A 17,840-nucleotide genomic window follows, 5' to 3' on the forward strand; every position below is an offset into this window, starting at 1 on the left:
GCGAACTGACTGTTTCCGGCGTTGAGTGCCACCCGGGCTTCAGAGGCTGACATCGAAACTCACCATGTAAATGTTGCGGACGTAACCCTCGGTATCGAGGCTGGAATCGTTTTTCAGGTGACGGTAGCCGAGCCCGATGTCCAACCAGCGCAGCATGGCGTAGGTCACGCCGATGCCGTAGGAGCTGCGCTTGTCGGTACGGTCGACCGCCTCGTACTTGCGATCGGAATAGCGGTAGTTGAGGTCGGTGGCGATGCGCGAGGTCCACTCGTGCTTCCAGCCCAGCGTGGTGGTGGTGTCGTGCACGGTGGTGGCGCCATCGTCGCCTTCATCGAACGCGCGACGGGCGTCCAGGCTGAAGGTTGAATAGGTGCGAGGCTTGTAGGCGACACCCACTTCCCACATCGGGCTGGTGTAGTCCTTGACGTCGCTGGAATCGAAATTCTTGCGCTCGGCACCGAAGCGGATCGCGCCGGAAGTCTTCTTGGTGGCTTCCCAGGTCGCGCCGACCAAGGCTGCCGTGTCAGTGCTGTCGCGCTCGCTGTTCTGCTGCAGGTAATCGAAGGTCGCGTGGCGCAGCTCGCCAAGCACACGGGTGCGTGCACCGAGGCGGTGGTACCAGGTGCCGACCAGGGCGGTGGAGTCGTATTCCTGGTCCTCGTTGAGATTGCCGCTGTTCTGGTAGCGACGCTCCAGGTAATTCGCCCCGAAGTCCAGCTGGTTGCGCGCGGTCTGCGCGCCGTAGGTGTAGCCGACACCCACGTTCTTGAGCGTGTACTTGTCGTTTTCATCGATTTCGGCGGTGTCCGAGGTCTCTTCGACCTTGTGGGCGGTGTCCGAGGTCTCTTCGACCTTGTGATAGCCGACATCCCAGCGCAGACGGTTACGCGCGGTGAATTCCAAAATGCTCTTGAGCGTCAGGTGGTGATCGGTATGGCTGACCTGGGAGTCCGAATGGTAATTCTTGTCGTCCAGTTCGTACTTGAGCTGGTAGCCGCTTTTGCCGGTTTCCGCGCTCAGGAGGAAGGTCGGATTGATGTTGGTGATCCAGGAGGATTCTTCATCGGTCTTACGTCCGCGAATGTTGTCGTCGTAGCTCTCGCTGACGAACAAGGTCGGCGTGAAGTCGAAGCCGGCCACATCGATGCTCTGAGGCTCGGTGGCAGCGGCGTTGAACGACATGGAACCGGCGAACGTGGCAGCCATTACCTTAGGTATTTTCATAGTTGCTCGAATCCATTCTCACGAAGGAATAAGGACGATTGGAAAACAGATGAGCCGCGGCCCCGGGTCTTGGCCCGGGTACCGCAGCCATCACTCAACTTGCGCTAGCTACCGGGCCACCCGGGGCACAGCCGCCGGGTGTAGTGCCGGGATGGCCGTCCCCATGGCCGTGCGAGGGCAACGAGGGCGCATTCTTCAACTTGTCATAAGCAGCCGCGAGGGTCAGACGCGCGAGCGCGTTGAGATCCGCGAGGCTTTTCAGCGTAAGGCGACTATCGACGGGGCTGGCCCACGGGCTGCTGTTGCCCTTGCTGATGATCAACTTGGAACCGAGATTGATCCGGCCCAGGTCGATACCACCGAAGTCGGTGGCAGAAGCATTGAACGACAACAACGCGACGGAGGCGAAAGCCAAGACCTTTAGCGTTTTCATCATGATGGGAGATTCCATTCACACGTTTTTTATAAGAAGCACGCTGGTAATACTGACCGGCTCCGTGCACCGAGCCCGACCTCGCGCCTCGACCGACTCTCAGCTTGCACTTGCTGCCGGGCCGGAGCTTCCCCCGACCCTTCCGCCTCCACCCGAACCAGGCGATGGAACCGAATTCGACGTATCTGGGCCGGTTGAGTTCCCCGGCGTAAACAAATTGCCACTATCCGCCGTCGGCCTCCCTGCGGCCGTGGGCAACTGCTCGGTGACGTAGGCGACGATCAGCTCCGCATCTTCCGGAGAAGCCCCGATTGCCGCAGCGACGATCGCGTCCACCTCGGCGGGGCAGGCCTCGATCAGGTTGGCGATTGTTTCCAGCTGAACCCGGTCGTCCACGCGGGTCATCTGTCCGATCTGCTGCGCGCTGAGCGAGGCGCAATCGACATTCACCACCGCAGCGCGGTCATCCGCCGCGAAGGCGCCTGGGGCGGCAACACTTAAAGCCATAGCCAATACAGCCGTTGTCTGGCGCATAGAAAGAACGTCCTTATCATTGATGCTGGCACTTAGCCCACCGGTAAACGACCGGGAAAGGCAGAGCCGACCAAGTACATGGCAATAAAAAGATTTTGTTACGTGGTTTCTTGGAATTAGAGGTGTCGCGAGATTGCCCTTCACTGGAACGTCCCCTGGTGGAAACGCAGCATTACAGTGCAGGGCCGCCCTTGGGGGGCGGAGAAGACAACAGCTGGAGCCAGGTGGCCGACGAGACCGTCAGGCACGCTACCGCCCCAAGGTTCGTCGTTTCCTTGAGAACGGGGCGGCGGCTCTAGCACTTTCTGGGTGGGACAAGTCGACAGCCCTTATCCCTGATGCAACGTCTCGACTCTACAGGAGATCGATGACAGTGCCGTTAATCAGGCAATATATATGCCCATAGTCAAAATCTCGTCACACTAAAAGGTGCGAGAGTTTCATCCTGACCTGCTGCTCGCGATGAAGGATCTTGAGCAGCAGAACCACCCTCTCATCCCCATCCATCGCCAGAAAAATTGCGTCCATATCGGCCAATGGACCGGTCTTGATATGAACCTTGTCGCCAGGGCTGAACACCAACTGCCCCGCATCCGCCGCACAACGTGCCTTGAGTTGCTCGACGACCGCGTCATCGACCTGGCACGGATGCCCGCAAAACCCGATTACCCGGTTCACCCCGCGCGTGGAACGCAGCGCCGTCCAGTTGCCGTCGGCGGCGATCCGCGCGAACAGGTAACCTGGAAACAGCGGCTGCTCGGTACGGCAGAGCTTGTTCGCCTTGATGCTTTCAACCGATAGGGTAGGCCCGAAGCACTCGAAACCCTGACGACTCAGATGATCGAGCGCCCGTCCGTCCTGCCGTGGCTTGCACTGAATCAGGTACCAGGCGATATCCGGCATCGCAACGCACTTATCCATAAGCTTCATCCAGTAAGGTCAGCTCTCGAAGCTCTATCGGATCGCCAGGCGCTCCGCTTCCGCGCAGGAAGACAGGGGCAAAAGCAGGTTCAAGTCCTGCCACCACTTGACCCCGATTTCTTCGAGAAAGTTCGCAGTGTTCGATATATCAAACAGAAAATTGATCGACGGTTGAATCCTGTCGCATTTATGCCTTCGCCTCCTCAACGCCGTTGCTCTTTTCAACGATTGTCCCTAGCATTCGTTTGAGATTTCAAACGCACCACCTTATTCTCTGGCGCCATCGCCGAACGCTGTCTGTTCCTTGAATTCGAAAGGTGAGGAAGCTCATCGTGTTCGCGCGCCGCGCGCACGAATCGCCGCCCCCGAACGGAGCGTTACCACCCATGCCGGATCAGCGCTTCCGATCCGGCCCGCAGGAGACCGCCATGCAACTCAAAGACTCCACGCTGTTCCGTCAGCAAGCCTACATCGACGGAGCCTGGCTGGACGCGGACAACGGCCAGACCATCTCGGTGAACAACCCGGCCACCAACGAAGTCATCGGTAGCGTACCCAAGATGGGCAAGGCGGAGACCCGTCGCGCCATCGAGGCCGCTGAACGCGCGCTGCCGGCCTGGCGTGCGCTGACCGCCAAGGAGCGTTCGATCAAGCTGCGCCGCTGGTTCGAGCTGATGATGGAAAACCAGGACGACCTGGGCCGTCTGATGACGCTGGAACAAGGCAAGCCGCTGGCCGAAGCCAAGGGCGAGATCGCCTATGCCGCCTCGTTCATCGAGTGGTTCGCCGAAGAAGCCAAGCGCATCTATGGCGACACCATTCCCGGCCACCAGCCGGACAAGCGCATCATCGTCATCAAGCAGCCGATCGGCGTCACCGCTGCGATCACGCCGTGGAACTTCCCCACCGCGATGATCACCCGCAAGGCTGGCCCGGCCCTCGCCGCCGGTTGCACCATGGTGATCAAGCCCGCCTCGCAGACGCCCTACTCCGCCCTCGCGCTGATGGAGCTGGCGGAGCGCGCCGGCATCCCGAAAGGCGTGCTCAGCGTGGTCACCGGCAGCGCCGGCGACATCGGCGGCGAGCTGACCAGCAACCCGGTGGTGCGCAAGCTGTCGTTCACCGGCTCCACTGAAATCGGTCGCCAGCTGATGGCGGAATGCGCCAAGGACATCAAGAAGGTCTCCCTGGAGCTGGGCGGCAACGCGCCCTTCATCGTCTTCGATGATGCGGATCTGGACGCCGCCGTCGAGGGCGCGCTGATTTCCAAGTACCGCAACAACGGCCAGACCTGCGTCTGCGCCAATCGCCTGTACATCCAGGACGGCGTCTACGATGCCTTCGTCGAGAAACTGAAAGTCGCGGTGGCCAAGCTCAAGGTCGGCAACGGCATGGACGACGGCGTGACCACCGGCCCGCTGATCGACGACAAGGCCGTGGCCAAGGTCAAGGAACACATCGAGGACGCGCTGAGCAAGGGCGCCCAGGTGGTCAGCGGCGGCAAGGCGCACAGCCTCGGCGGCAGCTTCTTCGAGCCGACCATCCTGGTCAACGTGCCGAAGGATGCCAAGGTGTCCAAGGAAGAGACCTTCGGCCCGCTGGCGCCGCTGTTCCGCTTCAAGGACGAAGCCGAAGTGATCGCCATGGCCAACGACACCGAGTTCGGCCTGGCGTCCTACTTCTACGCCCGCGACCTGTCCCGCGTGTTCCGCGTGGCCGAGGCGCTGGAGTACGGCATGGTCGGCATCAACACCGGGCTGATCTCCACCGAAGTCGCGCCGTTCGGCGGCGTGAAAGCTTCCGGCCTGGGCCGCGAAGGCTCCAAGTACGGCATCGAAGACTACCTGGAACTGAAATACCTCTGCCTCGGCGGCGTATAAGCCGCGAGGTGACGCACCCGGCGGGTGTCGGGTGCGCCGCGAATACCCCAAGGCGCCCGGAAGCGCTGTGGCAGTCGATCATCGTATGCTGCCGCCAGCGACTCCGGGCGCGTTTCATCCTTGACCCGGTCCGCACGATGAGCGGCCAAGAGGAGATCATGAGCAAGACCAACGAATCACTGATGCAGCGCCGCCAGTCCGCCGTTCCACGCGGTGTCGGCCAGATCCACCCGATCTTCGCCGAGAAGGCCGAGAACGCCACGGTCACCGACGTCGAAGGCCGCGAGTTCATCGACTTCGCCGGCGGCATAGCCGTGCTCAACACCGGCCACCTGCATCCCAAGGTCGTCGCCGCGGTGCAGGAGCAGCTCACCAAGCTGTCCCACACCTGCTTCCAGGTGCTGGCCTACGAGCCGTACGTCGAGCTCTGCGAAGAGATCAACAAGCGCGTGCCGGGAGACTTCGCGAAGAAGACCCTGCTGGTCACCAGCGGCTCGGAAGCGGTGGAAAACGCCGTCAAGATCGCCCGGGCCGCCACCGGCCGCGCCGGTGTGATCGCCTTCACCGGCGCCTACCACGGCCGCACCATGATGACCCTCGGCCTGACCGGCAAAGTGGTGCCCTACTCGGCCGGCATGGGCCTGATGCCCGGCGGCATCTTCCGCGCCCTGGCGCCCTGCCCGCTGCACGGCGTGAGCGAGGACGACTCGATCGCCAGCATCGAGCGCATCTTCAAGAACGACGCCCAACCGCAGGACATCGCCGCGATCATCATCGAGCCGGTGCAGGGCGAGGGTGGCTTCTACGTCAACTCGCCGGCGTTCATGAAGCGCCTGCGCGCGCTCTGCGACCAACACGGCATCCTGCTGATCGCCGACGAAGTGCAGACCGGCGCCGGGCGTACCGGCACCTTCTTCGCCACCGAGCAACTGGGCGTGGTGCCGGACCTGACAACCTTCGCCAAATCGGTCGGCGGCGGCTTCCCCATCTCCGGCGTCTGCGGCAAGGCCGAGATCATGGACGTGATCGCCCCCGGCGGCCTCGGCGGCACCTATGCCGGCAGCCCGATCGCCTGCGCCGCGGCGCTCGCCGTGCTCAAGGTGTTCGACGAAGAGAAGCTGCTGGATCGCTCCAACGCCGTCGGCGAACGCGTCAAGGCCGCGCTGCGCGAGGTCCAGGCCAAGCACAAGGTGATCGGTGACGTTCGCGGTCTCGGTTCGATGGTCGCCATCGAGCTGTTCGAGGGTGGCGACGTGCACAAGCCGGCCGCCGAACTGGTCGGCAAGATCGTCGCCCGCGCACGCGATAAAGGCCTGATCCTGCTGTCCTGCGGCACCTACTACAACGTCATCCGCTTCCTCATGCCGGTCACCATTCCCGATGCCCAGCTGGACCGTGGCCTGGAGATCGTCGCCGAGTGTTTCGACGAACTCGCCTGAGTCTGAGTCGCGCTGTAGAAAAGGCCCGCTTCGGCGGGTCTTTTTTTGCCGTAAAATCCCCGCGCTCGGTGCCGCGATAGGCACCTCTCGCCACCAGCACACGTCCGCAAGGAAGCCTCCGGTAGCGGCAGACGCCGCCAGATCGACCGATCGCGTCGGCGCACCGGAACCGTTCGACCACAGGAATACCGATGTCCGACAAGCGCCCACCGCCGACCGTCCTGATCGCCGAAGACGATCGCTGGACCGCCGATCTGCTCGTGCAACTGGTCCGCAGCGCGCGCTGCGACGCGAATATCCAGCGCTTCGAGGACGGCCAGCAGGTGCTTGAGCTATGCCAGCGCCGGCCGCCGAGCCTGGTGATCGCCAGTTCGCAATTGCGCGGGCTGGATGGCCTGGAACTGCTGCGTCAGCTACGGCGCGACCGATCCAGGCCGCTGCTGCCGTTCTTCCTCATCGGCGCGAACGCCGACACCGCCAGCGTGCGCGCGGCGCTGCCGCTGCACCCCACGGCCTACCTGACCAAACCCTTCGAGGCCGAGAAGCTGCTGCGACGGCTGCAGCAGGTGCTGGTCGCGCCGGGCGAAGAGGTCGTCTACACGCCTCCCGCCGCGCCACCGGGCATGACCCTGGACGCCTTTCTCGCCGACCAGCGCGAAAACGCCGAGGGCGCGCCACTGCTCGACGGCGTGCGTGAGGCGCTGCAGCGCCTGAACAGTCGCGACTGTGCCCTGGGCGAACTGGAAGCGCTGTTCGGCAAGGACCCGCACCTCACCGCCCAGCTCATCGCCGTCGCCAATTCGGCCCAGCGTGCCCGGGGCGGCAACTGCCAGACCCTCGGCCAGGCGCTGCCCAGGGTCGGCGTGGTGCATGCGCTGAACCTCGCCCTCGGCGTCGCCCTGCAACGCAGCGCCAACCTGGCGGACGAGACGCTCGCCGGGCTGGCCCGGCATTTCTGGGAGTATTCGCAGCGCACGGCCGACTACGCGCACTGGCTGGCCGAGCGACTCAAGGTCGACGCCGAGCTGTGCTACACCGCCGGCCTGCTGCATCGCCTGGGCGACCTCGCCGTGCTGCGCTCGCTGCAGGACTGGCGCAACGCCGCGGGCGCGCTGGACGAGTTGAGCATCGACAGAAGCCTGCAGCGCCACAGTGCCGGCTTCGGGGGCGCCATGCGCACCCGCTGGCGCCTGCCGCTGGACCTGCGCCAGCTGATCGGCGCCGCCTACCAGCTCGGCAGCGGGGTTTACTCGCGCGAGGCGCTGATCATGAACCTGGCCGCCCAGCTCGCCGCGCAGACGCCGGAAGACCCGCCGCAGGCGCTGGCCGAGACCAAGGCCGCGCGCATGCTCGGCCTGGACAAGGCCACCCTCGCCCGCCTGCCGGTGGCGCAGGCATCCTGAGCCAACACGCGGCTCAGGCCAGCGCCTCGCGAACGAAGTCGAGGCGATCCTGGCCGAAGAACATCGCGTCGCCGACGAACATCGTCGGCGCGCCGTAGACGCCACGCCGCACCGCCGCCTCGGTGTTCGCCTTCAGCGCATCCTTCACCTCCTGATCGCCGACCAGCGCCAGCATCGCCTGCGGATTGAAGCCGGCCTCCACCAAGGTCTTGCCCAGCACCACCGGATCGCCGAGCTCGCGCGCGTCCACCCACAGCGCGCGGAAGATCGCCTGCAGATAGGCCTCGAAACGCTCCGGCTCGCGGAGCTGCACGCCGACGACGCTGCGCATCAGGGTCAGCGTGTTGATCGGGAAGCCGGCGGGAAAGGCCAGCGGCACGCCGTAACGGTCGGCGAAGCGCTGCAGGTCAATATAGGAATGCCGGGCCTTGGCCGGCACGGTGGCCGGCGAGGCGTTGCCGGTGGCCTGGAACACACCGCCCAGCAATATCGGCACATAGACCAGCGCTGCACCGGCCTGCGCGCAAAGCTTCGGCAACTGCGTGAACGCCAGGTAGCTCGCGGGGCTGCCGACGTCGAACAGGAATTCCACGGTTTTACTCATCGATTCGCTCTCTTGTTGTTGGTTTTTTTCCGAGGCATCGCTTACCAGCGCTCGCTCCAGGGGCGCAGGTCGAGCTCGAAGGTCCAGGCATCGCGCGGCTGGCTGTGCAGGAACCAGTAGTTTTCGGCGATGTGCTCGGGGTCGAGAATGCCATCCTGGTCTTTCGTCGCGTACTTCTCCGGGAAGTTCTCGCGGATGAAATCCGTATCGATGGCGCCGTCCACCACCACATGGGCGACATGCAGGTTCCGTGGCCCCAGTTCACGCGCCATGCTCTGCGCCAACGCGCGGATGCCGTGCTTGGCCCCGGCGAAGGCGGCGAATCCGGCGGCCCCGCGCAGCCCGGCGGTGGCGCCGGTGAAGAGGATGGTCCCGCGCTCGCGGTCGACCATCCGCAGCGCCGCCTCGCGGGCGCAGAGGAAGCCGGAGAAGCAGGCCATTTCCCAGATCTTGAAGTACTTGCGCGCGGTTTCCTCGAGGATGCTGCACGGCACGTTGGCGCCGATGTTGAACACCAGCACCTCGACCAGGCCGATGTCCCGCTCGATCTCCTCGAACAGCGCCTGTACCGCCTCCTCGCGTCGGGCGTCCGAGGCGAAACCGTGCGCCTCGCCGCCCTCGGCGCGGATCGAATCCACCAGCGGCTGCAGCTTGTCCGCACTGCGCCGGGTGACGCAGGCGACGTATCCCTCGCGGGCGAAGCGCCGGGCGATGGCGCCGCCGGTGGCATCGCCGGCACCGATGATCAGGGCAACCTTCTTGTTGTTATGCATGGATGGCCTCTTTACTGAATGATCGTTTACTAAACGGACGTTATGCTACGATCCGCCGCATCGTCAAGTTGCCTGCGACACAGGAGGCCCCGTGCGCTACGCCGCCGATCACAAGGATCAGACCCGCGAGAAACTGCTCGAAAGCAGCGGCGCCATCGCCAAGCATGGCGGCTTCTCGGCCTCCGGCGTGGCTGGGCTGATGAAGGCCATCGGCCTCACCGGCGGCGCCTTCTACAGCCACTTTTCCTCCAAGGACGAGCTGTTCGCCGCCATCGTCCGCCGCGAACTGAGCCACAGCCTGAAATTGCTCGGGGGCACCCAGGCCGGCGGGGCCGAAGCCAACCGCGCCAAGTTGCGGCGCTGCCTGGCGCGCTACCTGAGCATGGCCCATGTCCGGCGACCCGACAGTGGCTGCGCGATCCCCAGCCTGGGCGCGGAAATCGCCCGCGCCGAACCCGCCGTACGCGAAGAAGCCGAGCGCTGGCTGCTCCAGCTGCAAGAGGCCTGGAGCGAGGTGCTCGGCGACCCACAACTGGCCTGGGCGCTGATCGCCCAGTGCGTCGGCGCCCTGGTGCTGGCGCGCATGATGGCGAGCGCGCAGTGCCAGGAAGACGTGCTGGCCGCGAGCCGCGGGCTCGTGGAGAAGACGCTGGGCTGAGGCGGACACCTGTACCTTTCATGTCCACCCGCAGTCGGTGTGGGATTCGCGGGTGGATGTGGAAGGCGACATCCACCCTACGCCGGGCGGAAATCCGCGCCGATCTGCAACGCCTCCAGCCGGGCGCGCAGCAATTCGGGAAAGCGCTTGAACCAGACCTGGTTCAGCGGTGAGGGATGCGGCAACGGGTGCAGACGCAGGCGCCGCGCGACACCCGCTTCGGACAGCTCGACCTCGATGTGCGCCGTGAAGCGGTCTTCGCGCTGCCAGAACGCTTCCAGCGCCTGGCGCACCTCGCGCGGCTGGTCGATGGCGAACCAGAGGAATGCCTCGCGGCCGAGGGTCACCACGTCGCGCCCCTGCCAGCCTTTCAGCAATAGCTCGCGCATCAGTGGATGGAAGCGCCTCTTCACCGCCATCGACCAGGCCTTGTTACCCAGCGGCTTGTACGGCACGGTGTTGATCCAGAAGAACGGCCGGCCCACCCCGCGCAGCGCCTCGAAGTCGCTCGTCGACTCGCCGTGCAGCTGCCGGTAGAGCACCTTGCGCACGATCTGCCCGCCGCTGCCGATGAAGGGCTCGCCGTGGCGCACCTCCTCGCGGCCAGGATCGCGGCCGAAGAATGCCAGAGGCGCGTGCGGGTCGCCGAGGCCGATGATCGGCTCCAGCGGGTCCTTGCCGAAGTGCGAATACACGGCGAGGTCGATGCCGTCGGTCTGCTTCGCCTGCGCGCGAAACGCGCGGCGCAGCGCGGCGCTGATCGCCACCCTAGAGGTCCGCGTCCTCGACCGGGCGCACTCGGGTGGCGTCCAGCGCATAGGCGGCGTCGGCCATGTCGTTGCTGACCTTCTCCACCTTCAGCGGCCCCTCGACCCACAGCGGCGCGTAGATGTCGGACAGCAAGATGCCCTTGGGATAGCGCACCAGCACGATCTGGTTCGGTGGTGGCGGCGGTACGTGGATGCAGGCGCCGGGATACGGCACGAGGAAGAACAGGGTGCTGCGCCCCTTGGCGTCCGACTCCAGCGGAACCGGATAACCGCCCAGGCGCAGCGCCTTGCCGTCGAGCTTGGCCACCGTCTTCGCCGAATACATCACCGCCGGCAATCCCTTCTCCTGCTTGATGCCGCCCTTGGCGCTGAAGCCCTTGCCTTCGGGGGTGTCATGGCTGATCTCGGGCATCTGCTCGAGCGCCTTGCGGTCCGACGGCGGCATCAGTTCCAGCCAGTCGGTTTCGGGCAGCTCGGCATGAACCAGGGGAGACAGCAGGCACAGCAGCAACAGAGAGAGTCGGCGCATGGATTCGGTCGAAGAGAAGGGTGGGCCGCAAGCGGCCCGATCGGTCAGCGTTTGCGGCTGACCAGGCCGTAGATCACCAGCAGGATGATCGCACCGACGACCGCGCCGATAAAGCCCGCCGCTTCGCCGGCCTGGTAGATGCCCACGGCCTGGCCGCCGTATGTGGCCAGCAGCGCACCGCCGATGCCCAGCAGGATGGTCATGATCCATCCCATGCTGTCATCGCCAGGCTTGAGGAAGCGTGCGATCAGGCCGACGATCAGGCCGATGAAGATGGTTCCGATGATGCCCATGCGAATCTCCTGAATATGAAAGAGACGCGGCAAAGCGCCGCGTTGTGCATGGGACCGGAGAGGACAAACGCAAGTTCGCGAAAAACTGCGCAAGGCCCGCGGGAGAGCCGCGCGGCGCCTTCCCAGGCGCCGGGCGCGCGGGTTAGGCCCTGGCGATCAGCGCTTCGACGGCGGCGATGCGCTGTTTCAGCGTCGCGGCATCGGCGCTGCGCAGGGTGGCGTGGCCGACCTTGCGTCCGGCCTTGAAGGCCTTGCCGTAGTGGTGCAGGTGGCAGTCGGCGAGCGCCACAACCTGCTCGGTGGGCGGCACTTCGCCGATGAAGTTAAGCATCGCGCTCGCGCCGAGGGCGGCGGTGGAGCCCAGCGGCAGGCCGGCGACCGCGCGCAGGTGGTTCTCGAACTGGCTGCACTCGGCACCTTCGATGGTCCAGTGCCCGGAGTTGTGCACGCGCGGGGCGATCTCGTTGGCCTTCAGCCCGCCGTCCACTTCGAAGAACTCGAAGGCCAGCACGCCGACGTAGTCGAGTTTGTTCAGCACGCGGCCGACGTAATCCTCGGCGAGCGCCTGCAGCGGATGCGCGGTGCTGGCCACCGAGAGGCGCAGGATGCCGTTGTCGTGGGTGTTGTGCACCAGCGGGTAGAAACGCGTTTCGCCGTCACGCGCACGCACGGCGATCAGCGAGACTTCGCCGGTGAAGGGCACGAACCCCTCGAGGATGCAGGGCACGCCGCCCAGCTCGGCGAAGGCGCCGGCGACATCGGCCGGCGTACGCAGGACCTTCTGGCCCTTGCCGTCGTAACCCAGGGTGCGGGTCTTCATCACCGCCGGCAGGCCGATGGCGGCCACTGCGGCGTCGAGGTCAGCCTGCGAGTGCAGGTCGGCGAATTCCGGCGTGGGGATGCCGAGGTCACGGAACATCGACTTCTCGAACCAGCGGTCGCGGGCGATGCGCAGCGATTCGGCGTTCGGGTAGACGGGCACGAACTGCGAGAGGAAGGCCACGGTTTCCGCCGGCACGCTCTCGAACTCGAAGGTCACCAGATCGACTTCGTCGGCCAGTTGGCGCAGGTGCTCCTGATCGCCGTAGTCGGCGCGGATGTGCTCGCCGAGGGCCGCGGCGCAGGCGTCCGGCGCCGGGTCGAGGAAGGCGAAGTTCATCCCCAGCGGAGTGCCCGCCAGGGCCAGCATGCGGCCCAGCTGGCCGCCACCGATCACGCCGATCTTCATCACTGAGCCCTCGGGTCCGGGTTGTCCAGTACGGTCTGGGTCTGCTCGTCGCGGAACTGCTTGAGGGCGACGTGGAACTGCGGGTGCGTGTGGCCGAGGATGCTCGCCGCCAGCAGCGCCGCGTTCACCGCGCCGGCCTTGCCAATGGCCAGGGTGGCGACCGGAATGCCCGCCGGCATCTGCACGATGGACAGCAGCGAATCGACCCCGGAAAGCATCGACGACTGCACCGGCACGCCGAGCACCGGCAGGTGGGTCTTGGCCGCGCACATGCCCGGCAGGTGCGCGGCGCCGCCGGCACCGGCGATGATCACCTGGATGCCGCGTTCCTCGGCCTGTTCGGCGTACTGGAACAGCAGGTCCGGCGTGCGGTGCGCGGACACCACCTTCACCTCGAACGGGATGCCGAGTTTTTCCAGCATCTCGGCGGTGTGACTGAGGGTGGACCAGTCGGACTTGGAGCCCATGATCACGCCTACCAGTGCGCTCATCGTCGTGCCTCTTGCGTCGGGCGCCCGCAGGCGCAGAAACCAACAAGCCACGCTGGAGACCAGGCGTGGCTTGTGTGCGAAGCGACCGTGCCGGGCCGCGAAGGCCGCGCAGTATAACCCAAGGCGCAAGCGGCGACAGCCCGCCGTTCGGCTCCCGCGAAGCCTGCTGCGCGTCGGCCCTGCTGCGTCAAAAACAGGCGGGATCGCCCGCTGGCGGCTAACGCGCTTCAGCGCGGCCCGGAGGGCGAGTGAAACGAGTACTGCTCATTTACAGCTCGTAAAGTCGCCCACGACTGCGACCGGTCCTCGCCTGTTTGCGGGGGCGCTAGCCCTTGCATGGCTCCAGCTCGCGAGACCTCGTACAGCCTTTGTCAGAAGCTGACGGTGGTCGACACCAGGAACTGCCGCGGCTCACCCACCGAAACGTAGTTGCGGCTGGCGCTGGAGGCGTAGTACTTGCGGTCGAAGAGGTTCTTCACGTTGAACTGGAAGCCGACGTCGTGGCCGCCCAGGCGCGTGTCGTAGCTGGCGAAGGCATCGGCCACCGTGTAGGCCGGCAGATCGAAGCTGTTGCTGGCGTCGCCGGCACGCTCGCCGACGTGCCGCGCGCCGGCGCCCAGGCGCAGGTTGTCGCCGCCGAACAGCGAACCGACCTGGTACACCGCCGACAACGACGCGGTGTTCCTGGCCACGTTCTGCAGGCGGTTGCCCTGGTAGATCGGGTCCTCGGTGACCTCGGCGTCCAGCCAGGCGTAGCTGCCGATCAGGCTCCAGCGCTCGCTGAGCTGGCCACTGACGTCCAGTTCCAGGCCGTAGGAGCGGACCTTGCCCGCTGCGCGGCTGACAGTGGCGCCGCCCACCTCTTCGGTCACCAGCACGTTGCGCTTGTGGATATCGAACAGCGCCAGGTTGGCGGTGACCCGGTCCGGGATGTCCAGCTTGGCGCCGAGCTCCCAGGACTTGCCTTCCTCCGGCGCGATGGACGAATCAATCGCCGCGATACCGTCCTGCGGCGCGATGCTGGAGTTGGGCTTGAACGACTCGCTGTAGCTGGCGTACAGCGAGAAGGTATCGTCGAAGCGGTAGACCACGCCGGCGCGTGGCACCCAGACCTGGCCGTTGATGTTGGTGTTGACGTCGAACGGCCGCCCGCGCCCGGCGTACTGGTCGTAGATCAGGTAGCGGCCGCCGGCGACCAGAATCCAGTGCTCGTCCAGGTGCAGCGAATCCTGCAGGTACAGCGAGTCGGTGCGCAGCTTGTCGGTCTGGTCGCTCGATGCCGCATCGGCGACGTCGGACGGGTTGATCGTGCCGTAGGTCGGATCGTTGTAGTTCAGCGCGCTGTTACCGCCGCGAATCAGGTCGGCGCGGTAGATCTTGCGCTTCTCGCTGTCGATGCCCACCACCAGTTCGTTGCGAAAGCCGGCGATCTGCAGGTCGCCACTCAGGCTGGCGGTGGCGAAACTGTCGCTGCTGACCGCGCCGTGGGTGCCGTCGATACGCCGAGTAACGGTTCCCGTATTGCCGTTCACCGCAGTCACCCGCGCCTGGTTGTCGTCGTAGGTCTCGCGGGTCCAGCCGTAGGCGAAGCTGGCCTTCCAGGTTTCGTCGAGGCGGTGCTCGACGGCCAGCCGGGTCAGGTCCGAACGCCCTTCGGTGACGTTGAAGGCCTCGTCCAGCCGGCGCGTGCGCGGGATGTCCAGCGGCTTGTTGGTCAGCGGGTTGATTGCAGTGCCGCGGTCGAACGGGGTTTCGAATTCACGGTGCTCGTAGCTCAGGTTGACCGTGGTGTCCTCGCCGAACCAGGCCAGCGACGGCGCCACCAGGGTCTCGCGGAAGTTGCCGAAGTTGCGCCAGTAATCCTCGTCCTGATGGTCGACGATCATCCGGTAGGCCAGCCCGCTGTCGCCCAGCGCGCCGGTGCTGTCCAGGCCGCCACCGCCGCCGCTCTTGCCGTGGGCGTAGGTCGAGCCGCGCAGGGTCACGGCGTTGTACTGCTCCAACTGCGGCTTCTTGCTGACCACGTTGACGATCCCACCCGGGTCCTGGATGCCGTAGAGCAGCGACGCCGGGCCCTTCAGCACTTCGACATGGTCGGCGCTGGCGCTGAGGCTGCGCCCGAGGATCGACGGCAGACCGTCGCGCATGATCGAGCCGTCGCGGTTGTCGCCGAAGCCGCGCTTGCTCACAGCGTCCTGGGTGCTGCCGAGGGTGTTGGCCTGGGTGATGCCGCTGATGTTGTTCAGCGCGTCGTCGAGGTTGCGCGGTTTCTGGTCGCGCAGCACCTGGGCCGGAACCACGTTGACGGTCTGCGGCACTTCCAGCAGCGGGGCGCCGCTGCGGGTGATCGAGGGCGTGCCGCTGGGCTGGTAGCTGTAGCGGCTGGCGTCCTCGGCGGTCACCGTCAGGCCATCCAGGTTCATCGCCTGCGTCGCGGCCTGTGGCTCGACGGTGAAGGTGCGTTCGTTGACCTGGCGGGACGCGTAGCCGCTGCCCGCCAGCAACCGCTGCAGTGCCTGCGCGGCACTCATCGTCCCCTCGAGCGCCGGCGCGCCGAGCGTAGCCGGCAAGGCGCTGGTGTAGACCACCGCCAGCCCGGTGATGCGGCTGAACTGGTCGAGCGACTGTGCCAGCGGCTGCGCGGCGAGGGAGAACCGGAAGCGCCCTTCGACCTGCTCCGCGGTGGATTGCGCGTGGGCGGGCGCCGGCAGGCCGACGCCGAGGAACAGCAGAGCGGCGGCGAGCGGAGTCAGCGGCGGGAAGGGGCGACGTTTCATCGTGCGTTCTCTGTAGAGGAAGTGGCGTTGATGCGAATTGATCGCATGACCACTACACGAAGCCGCTGCGGGTTTACCTCACCTGGACGCGGAAAATAATCGCCGCCGACGGGAAAAAGTGCCGCCGGCTCAGCGGATGAGGATCAGCCGATCGAACAGCAGCGTGCTCTGGCAACCGAGCACGGCGCACAGCGAAGCCACTGCGGACGGGGCGTCGTCGCCAGCGACGGACACGCTGACGGGGCGCTCGGCGAGGGCCGGGTCGAGGAGCAGGATGCGCCCGCGGTAGTGGCTGCCCAGGGCCTCCAGCACCTCGCCCAGCGGCGCATGCAGGAAACTCAGCCGACCGTCGCGCCAGGCCAGCGCCGCGCGGCTGTCCACCGCCTGCGGCTCGCCGAAGTGCCCGTCGGCCAGGCGCACCCGCTGGTTGGCGCCGAGCACGCGGGTTTCAGCGGCGGCGGCGACTTCCACGCGGCCTTCTTCGACGGTAACCGCCGTGCCCGACGCCTGACGACGCACCTCGAAAGCGGTGCCGAGCACCCGCGTGACGCTGTCGCCGGTATCGACCTGGAACGGACGGCCGTCATGCGCGACCTTGAACCAGGCGCCGCCGCGCAGCAGTTCGACCCGCCGCAGCGGCCCGTCGACACGAACCTTCAGCGCGCTGTCGGCATCCAGCAGCACGCGCGAGCCGTCGGCCAGGTTCAGCTCGCGCACTTCACCGGCGGCGCTGACTTCATCGGCGCGAAGGTTCTGCCACGCCTGCACCGGGCGCAGCCAGCCGCCGCCCCAGAGCACCAGCAGCAGGCAGCAGGCGCTGGCCAGCGCGCCGGGCCAGTGGCCGAGCAGCGGTAGCCGGGCTTTGCGCCGAAGGGTCTGCAGATAGCCCTGCAACGCGCCGGCCTCCTCGTCGGCGAGCCACCGCGCCGGCGTTTCGCTGATGCTCCACAGCGCCTCGGCGCGGGCGTAGGCGTCCAGATGCCGGGGGTCCGCCGCCAGCCAGCGGGCGAACGCGCGCGTATCGCGATGCGGCGCGTGGCGGCGGCGCAGCAGCCAGCGCCAGGCTTCACGCTCGTGGCGGGCGGTCGGTGAATCGGACGCGGGCGCTGTCATGCTGGGCTTCCTGGCGCTGAGCTTTCCCTGGCTGGAGCCGGCGGATTCGCCAGGCTCGCCTTGCAGGCCTCGAGGGCGCGCATCATATGTTTTTCCACCGCGCTTTGGGACACGCCGACGGCCCGGGCGATCTCGCCATAGGTGCAGCCGTGGATTCGGTTGAGCAGGAAGATGTGCCGGGTGCGCTCCGGCAGGCCGCGCAGCGCCGCGTCAACATTGCGCAGGTCGTCACTGGCCAGCAGCCCGGCCTCCAGCGCGTCCGGGCGTTGTCCGTCGGGCATCGGGAACGCGTTGAGCGTGCGACTGCGCGAACCTTCCAGGCGCAGGTGATCGATGGCCAGGTTGCGCGCGCAGCGCAACAGGTAGGTGCCCATTTCCTCGACCTGCAGCACCGGCCGGCGCCAGAAGCGCAGGAACAGGTCCTGGACCAGATCGGCGGCGGTGGCGCGGCAACCGACCTGGCGACTGACCAGTAACTCCAGGCGCTGCCGGTTGGTGAGGAACACGCGCAGGAAATCCTCTTGGGAATCCAGCGGCGGCGGCTCGGGGGAAGGTCGATCGGGAGTCATTGCACGACGGCGTCACGGCTGTGCGCCGGGGCGGCGCGACGATATGACTCAAATGATAATGCTTATCAGGAAACTCCGATAGCGACCGGCGAGGACCGGTCGCGATTTCGGTTCGCGGCCATCCCGCGCGGATGGCCCCAACGTGAAGGGCGCGCCTGTGCGCGCCCCGCAGGCGGCGTCAGTGCCCGCCCACCACCATCG

18 protein-coding genes are annotated in these 17,840 nt (G+C 66.1%); 4 read left to right on the forward strand and 14 right to left on the reverse strand.

Translation table 11 applies throughout. The features are described 5' to 3' along the window. Positions 1 to 39: 39 nt before the first annotated feature. The 4 genes from QMX85_RS19790 to rfaH form a co-directional block, all read right to left on the reverse strand. Positions 40 to 1,206 carry an outer membrane beta-barrel protein gene (locus tag QMX85_RS19790; protein ID WP_282343762.1) on the reverse strand — a complete coding sequence of 389 codons (1,167 nt, stop codon included), beginning with the start codon at positions 1,204 to 1,206 and terminating at the stop codon, positions 40 to 42. Positions 1,207 to 1,318: 112 nt separating this feature from the next. Further along, positions 1,319 to 1,660 carry a hypothetical protein gene (locus QMX85_RS19795; RefSeq protein ID WP_282343764.1) on the reverse strand — a complete coding sequence of 114 codons (342 nt, stop codon included), beginning with the start codon at positions 1,658 to 1,660 and terminating at the stop codon, positions 1,319 to 1,321. Between the two features lie 96 nt (positions 1,661 to 1,756). Beyond that, a complete protein-coding gene (locus QMX85_RS19800; RefSeq protein WP_282343766.1) occupies positions 1,757 to 2,335 on the reverse strand; it encodes a hypothetical protein in 579 nt (192 codons plus the stop codon). A gap of 273 nt (positions 2,336 to 2,608) precedes the next feature. Then, on the reverse strand, positions 2,609 to 3,112 hold the full coding sequence (gene rfaH / locus QMX85_RS19805) for a transcription/translation regulatory transformer protein RfaH (RefSeq protein ID WP_282343768.1): 504 nt from the start codon (positions 3,110 to 3,112) through the stop codon (positions 2,609 to 2,611). A gap of 428 nt (positions 3,113 to 3,540) precedes the next feature. Here rfaH and gabD point away from each other — a divergent pair, with 428 nt between their 5' ends. From gabD to QMX85_RS19820, 3 genes are all read left to right on the forward strand, one after another. Next, complete coding sequence (gabD, locus tag QMX85_RS19810; protein ID WP_282343769.1) at positions 3,541 to 4,992, forward strand: NADP-dependent succinate-semialdehyde dehydrogenase; 1,452 nt, start codon at positions 3,541 to 3,543, stop codon at positions 4,990 to 4,992. A 158-nt stretch (positions 4,993 to 5,150) separates the two neighbouring features. Next, positions 5,151 to 6,431 carry a 4-aminobutyrate--2-oxoglutarate transaminase gene (gabT, locus tag QMX85_RS19815; protein WP_282343771.1) on the forward strand — a complete coding sequence of 427 codons (1,281 nt, stop codon included), beginning with the start codon at positions 5,151 to 5,153 and terminating at the stop codon, positions 6,429 to 6,431. Positions 6,432 to 6,622: 191 nt separating this feature from the next. Beyond that, the gene (locus tag QMX85_RS19820) at positions 6,623 to 7,834 is read left to right on the forward strand and encodes an HDOD domain-containing protein (RefSeq protein WP_282343773.1); all 1,212 of its coding nucleotides are present in this window, start codon (positions 6,623 to 6,625) and stop codon (positions 7,832 to 7,834) included. A 13-nt stretch (positions 7,835 to 7,847) separates the two neighbouring features. Here QMX85_RS19820 and QMX85_RS19825 read toward each other — a convergent pair whose 3' ends face one another. Both QMX85_RS19825 and QMX85_RS19830 read right to left on the reverse strand, forming a co-directional pair. Further along, positions 7,848 to 8,438 carry a 2-hydroxychromene-2-carboxylate isomerase gene (locus tag QMX85_RS19825; protein ID WP_282343775.1) on the reverse strand — a complete coding sequence of 197 codons (591 nt, stop codon included), beginning with the start codon at positions 8,436 to 8,438 and terminating at the stop codon, positions 7,848 to 7,850. 41 nt (positions 8,439 to 8,479) lie between these two features. After that, positions 8,480 to 9,211 (reverse strand): SDR family oxidoreductase, encoded by a 732-nt coding sequence (locus tag QMX85_RS19830; RefSeq protein WP_282343776.1) that lies wholly within the window; start codon positions 9,209 to 9,211, stop codon positions 8,480 to 8,482. A 91-nt stretch (positions 9,212 to 9,302) separates the two neighbouring features. Here QMX85_RS19830 and QMX85_RS19835 point away from each other — a divergent pair, with 91 nt between their 5' ends. Next, positions 9,303 to 9,869, forward strand: a complete 567-nt coding sequence (locus QMX85_RS19835) for a TetR/AcrR family transcriptional regulator (RefSeq protein ID WP_282343778.1) — start codon at positions 9,303 to 9,305, stop codon at positions 9,867 to 9,869. A gap of 77 nt (positions 9,870 to 9,946) precedes the next feature. Here the strand turns inward: QMX85_RS19835 and QMX85_RS19840 are convergent, their stop codons facing one another. The 8 genes from QMX85_RS19840 to QMX85_RS19875 form a co-directional block, all read right to left on the reverse strand. Then, on the reverse strand, positions 9,947 to 10,636 hold the full coding sequence (locus QMX85_RS19840) for a uracil-DNA glycosylase family protein (protein ID WP_282343780.1): 690 nt from the start codon (positions 10,634 to 10,636) through the stop codon (positions 9,947 to 9,949). 1 nt (position 10,637) lies between these two features. Continuing rightward, entirely contained in the window at positions 10,638 to 11,168 is a 531-nt protein-coding gene (locus tag QMX85_RS19845; protein ID WP_273230808.1) for a DUF3299 domain-containing protein, read from the reverse strand. A 44-nt stretch (positions 11,169 to 11,212) separates the two neighbouring features. Continuing rightward, positions 11,213 to 11,461 carry a GlsB/YeaQ/YmgE family stress response membrane protein gene (locus QMX85_RS19850; RefSeq protein ID WP_282343781.1) on the reverse strand — a complete coding sequence of 83 codons (249 nt, stop codon included), beginning with the start codon at positions 11,459 to 11,461 and terminating at the stop codon, positions 11,213 to 11,215. Between the two features lie 142 nt (positions 11,462 to 11,603). Beyond that, complete coding sequence (locus tag QMX85_RS19855) at positions 11,604 to 12,689, reverse strand: 5-(carboxyamino)imidazole ribonucleotide synthase (protein ID WP_282343789.1); 1,086 nt, start codon at positions 12,687 to 12,689, stop codon at positions 11,604 to 11,606. Beyond that, positions 12,689 to 13,180 carry a 5-(carboxyamino)imidazole ribonucleotide mutase gene (gene purE, locus QMX85_RS19860; RefSeq protein WP_090224681.1) on the reverse strand — a complete coding sequence of 164 codons (492 nt, stop codon included), beginning with the start codon at positions 13,178 to 13,180 and terminating at the stop codon, positions 12,689 to 12,691. Before purE ends, QMX85_RS19855 begins: the two co-directional genes overlap by 1 nt. Positions 13,181 to 13,551: 371 nt before the next feature. Beyond that, a complete protein-coding gene (locus tag QMX85_RS19865; protein ID WP_282343783.1) occupies positions 13,552 to 15,957 on the reverse strand; it encodes a TonB-dependent receptor in 2,406 nt (801 codons plus the stop codon). 129 nt (positions 15,958 to 16,086) lie between these two features. Next, the gene (locus QMX85_RS19870; protein WP_282343785.1) at positions 16,087 to 17,070 is read right to left on the reverse strand and encodes a FecR domain-containing protein; all 984 of its coding nucleotides are present in this window, start codon (positions 17,068 to 17,070) and stop codon (positions 16,087 to 16,089) included. After that, positions 17,067 to 17,639 carry an RNA polymerase sigma factor gene (locus QMX85_RS19875; RefSeq protein WP_282343787.1) on the reverse strand — a complete coding sequence of 191 codons (573 nt, stop codon included), beginning with the start codon at positions 17,637 to 17,639 and terminating at the stop codon, positions 17,067 to 17,069. The genes QMX85_RS19870 and QMX85_RS19875 overlap by 4 nt, the downstream gene beginning before the upstream one ends. Positions 17,640 to 17,840 lie beyond the last annotated feature (201 nt).

This window comes from Pseudomonas sp. PS02288 (assembly GCF_029959715.1).
GTDB lineage: Bacteria > Pseudomonadota > Gammaproteobacteria > Pseudomonadales > Pseudomonadaceae > Pseudomonas_O > Pseudomonas_O kuykendallii.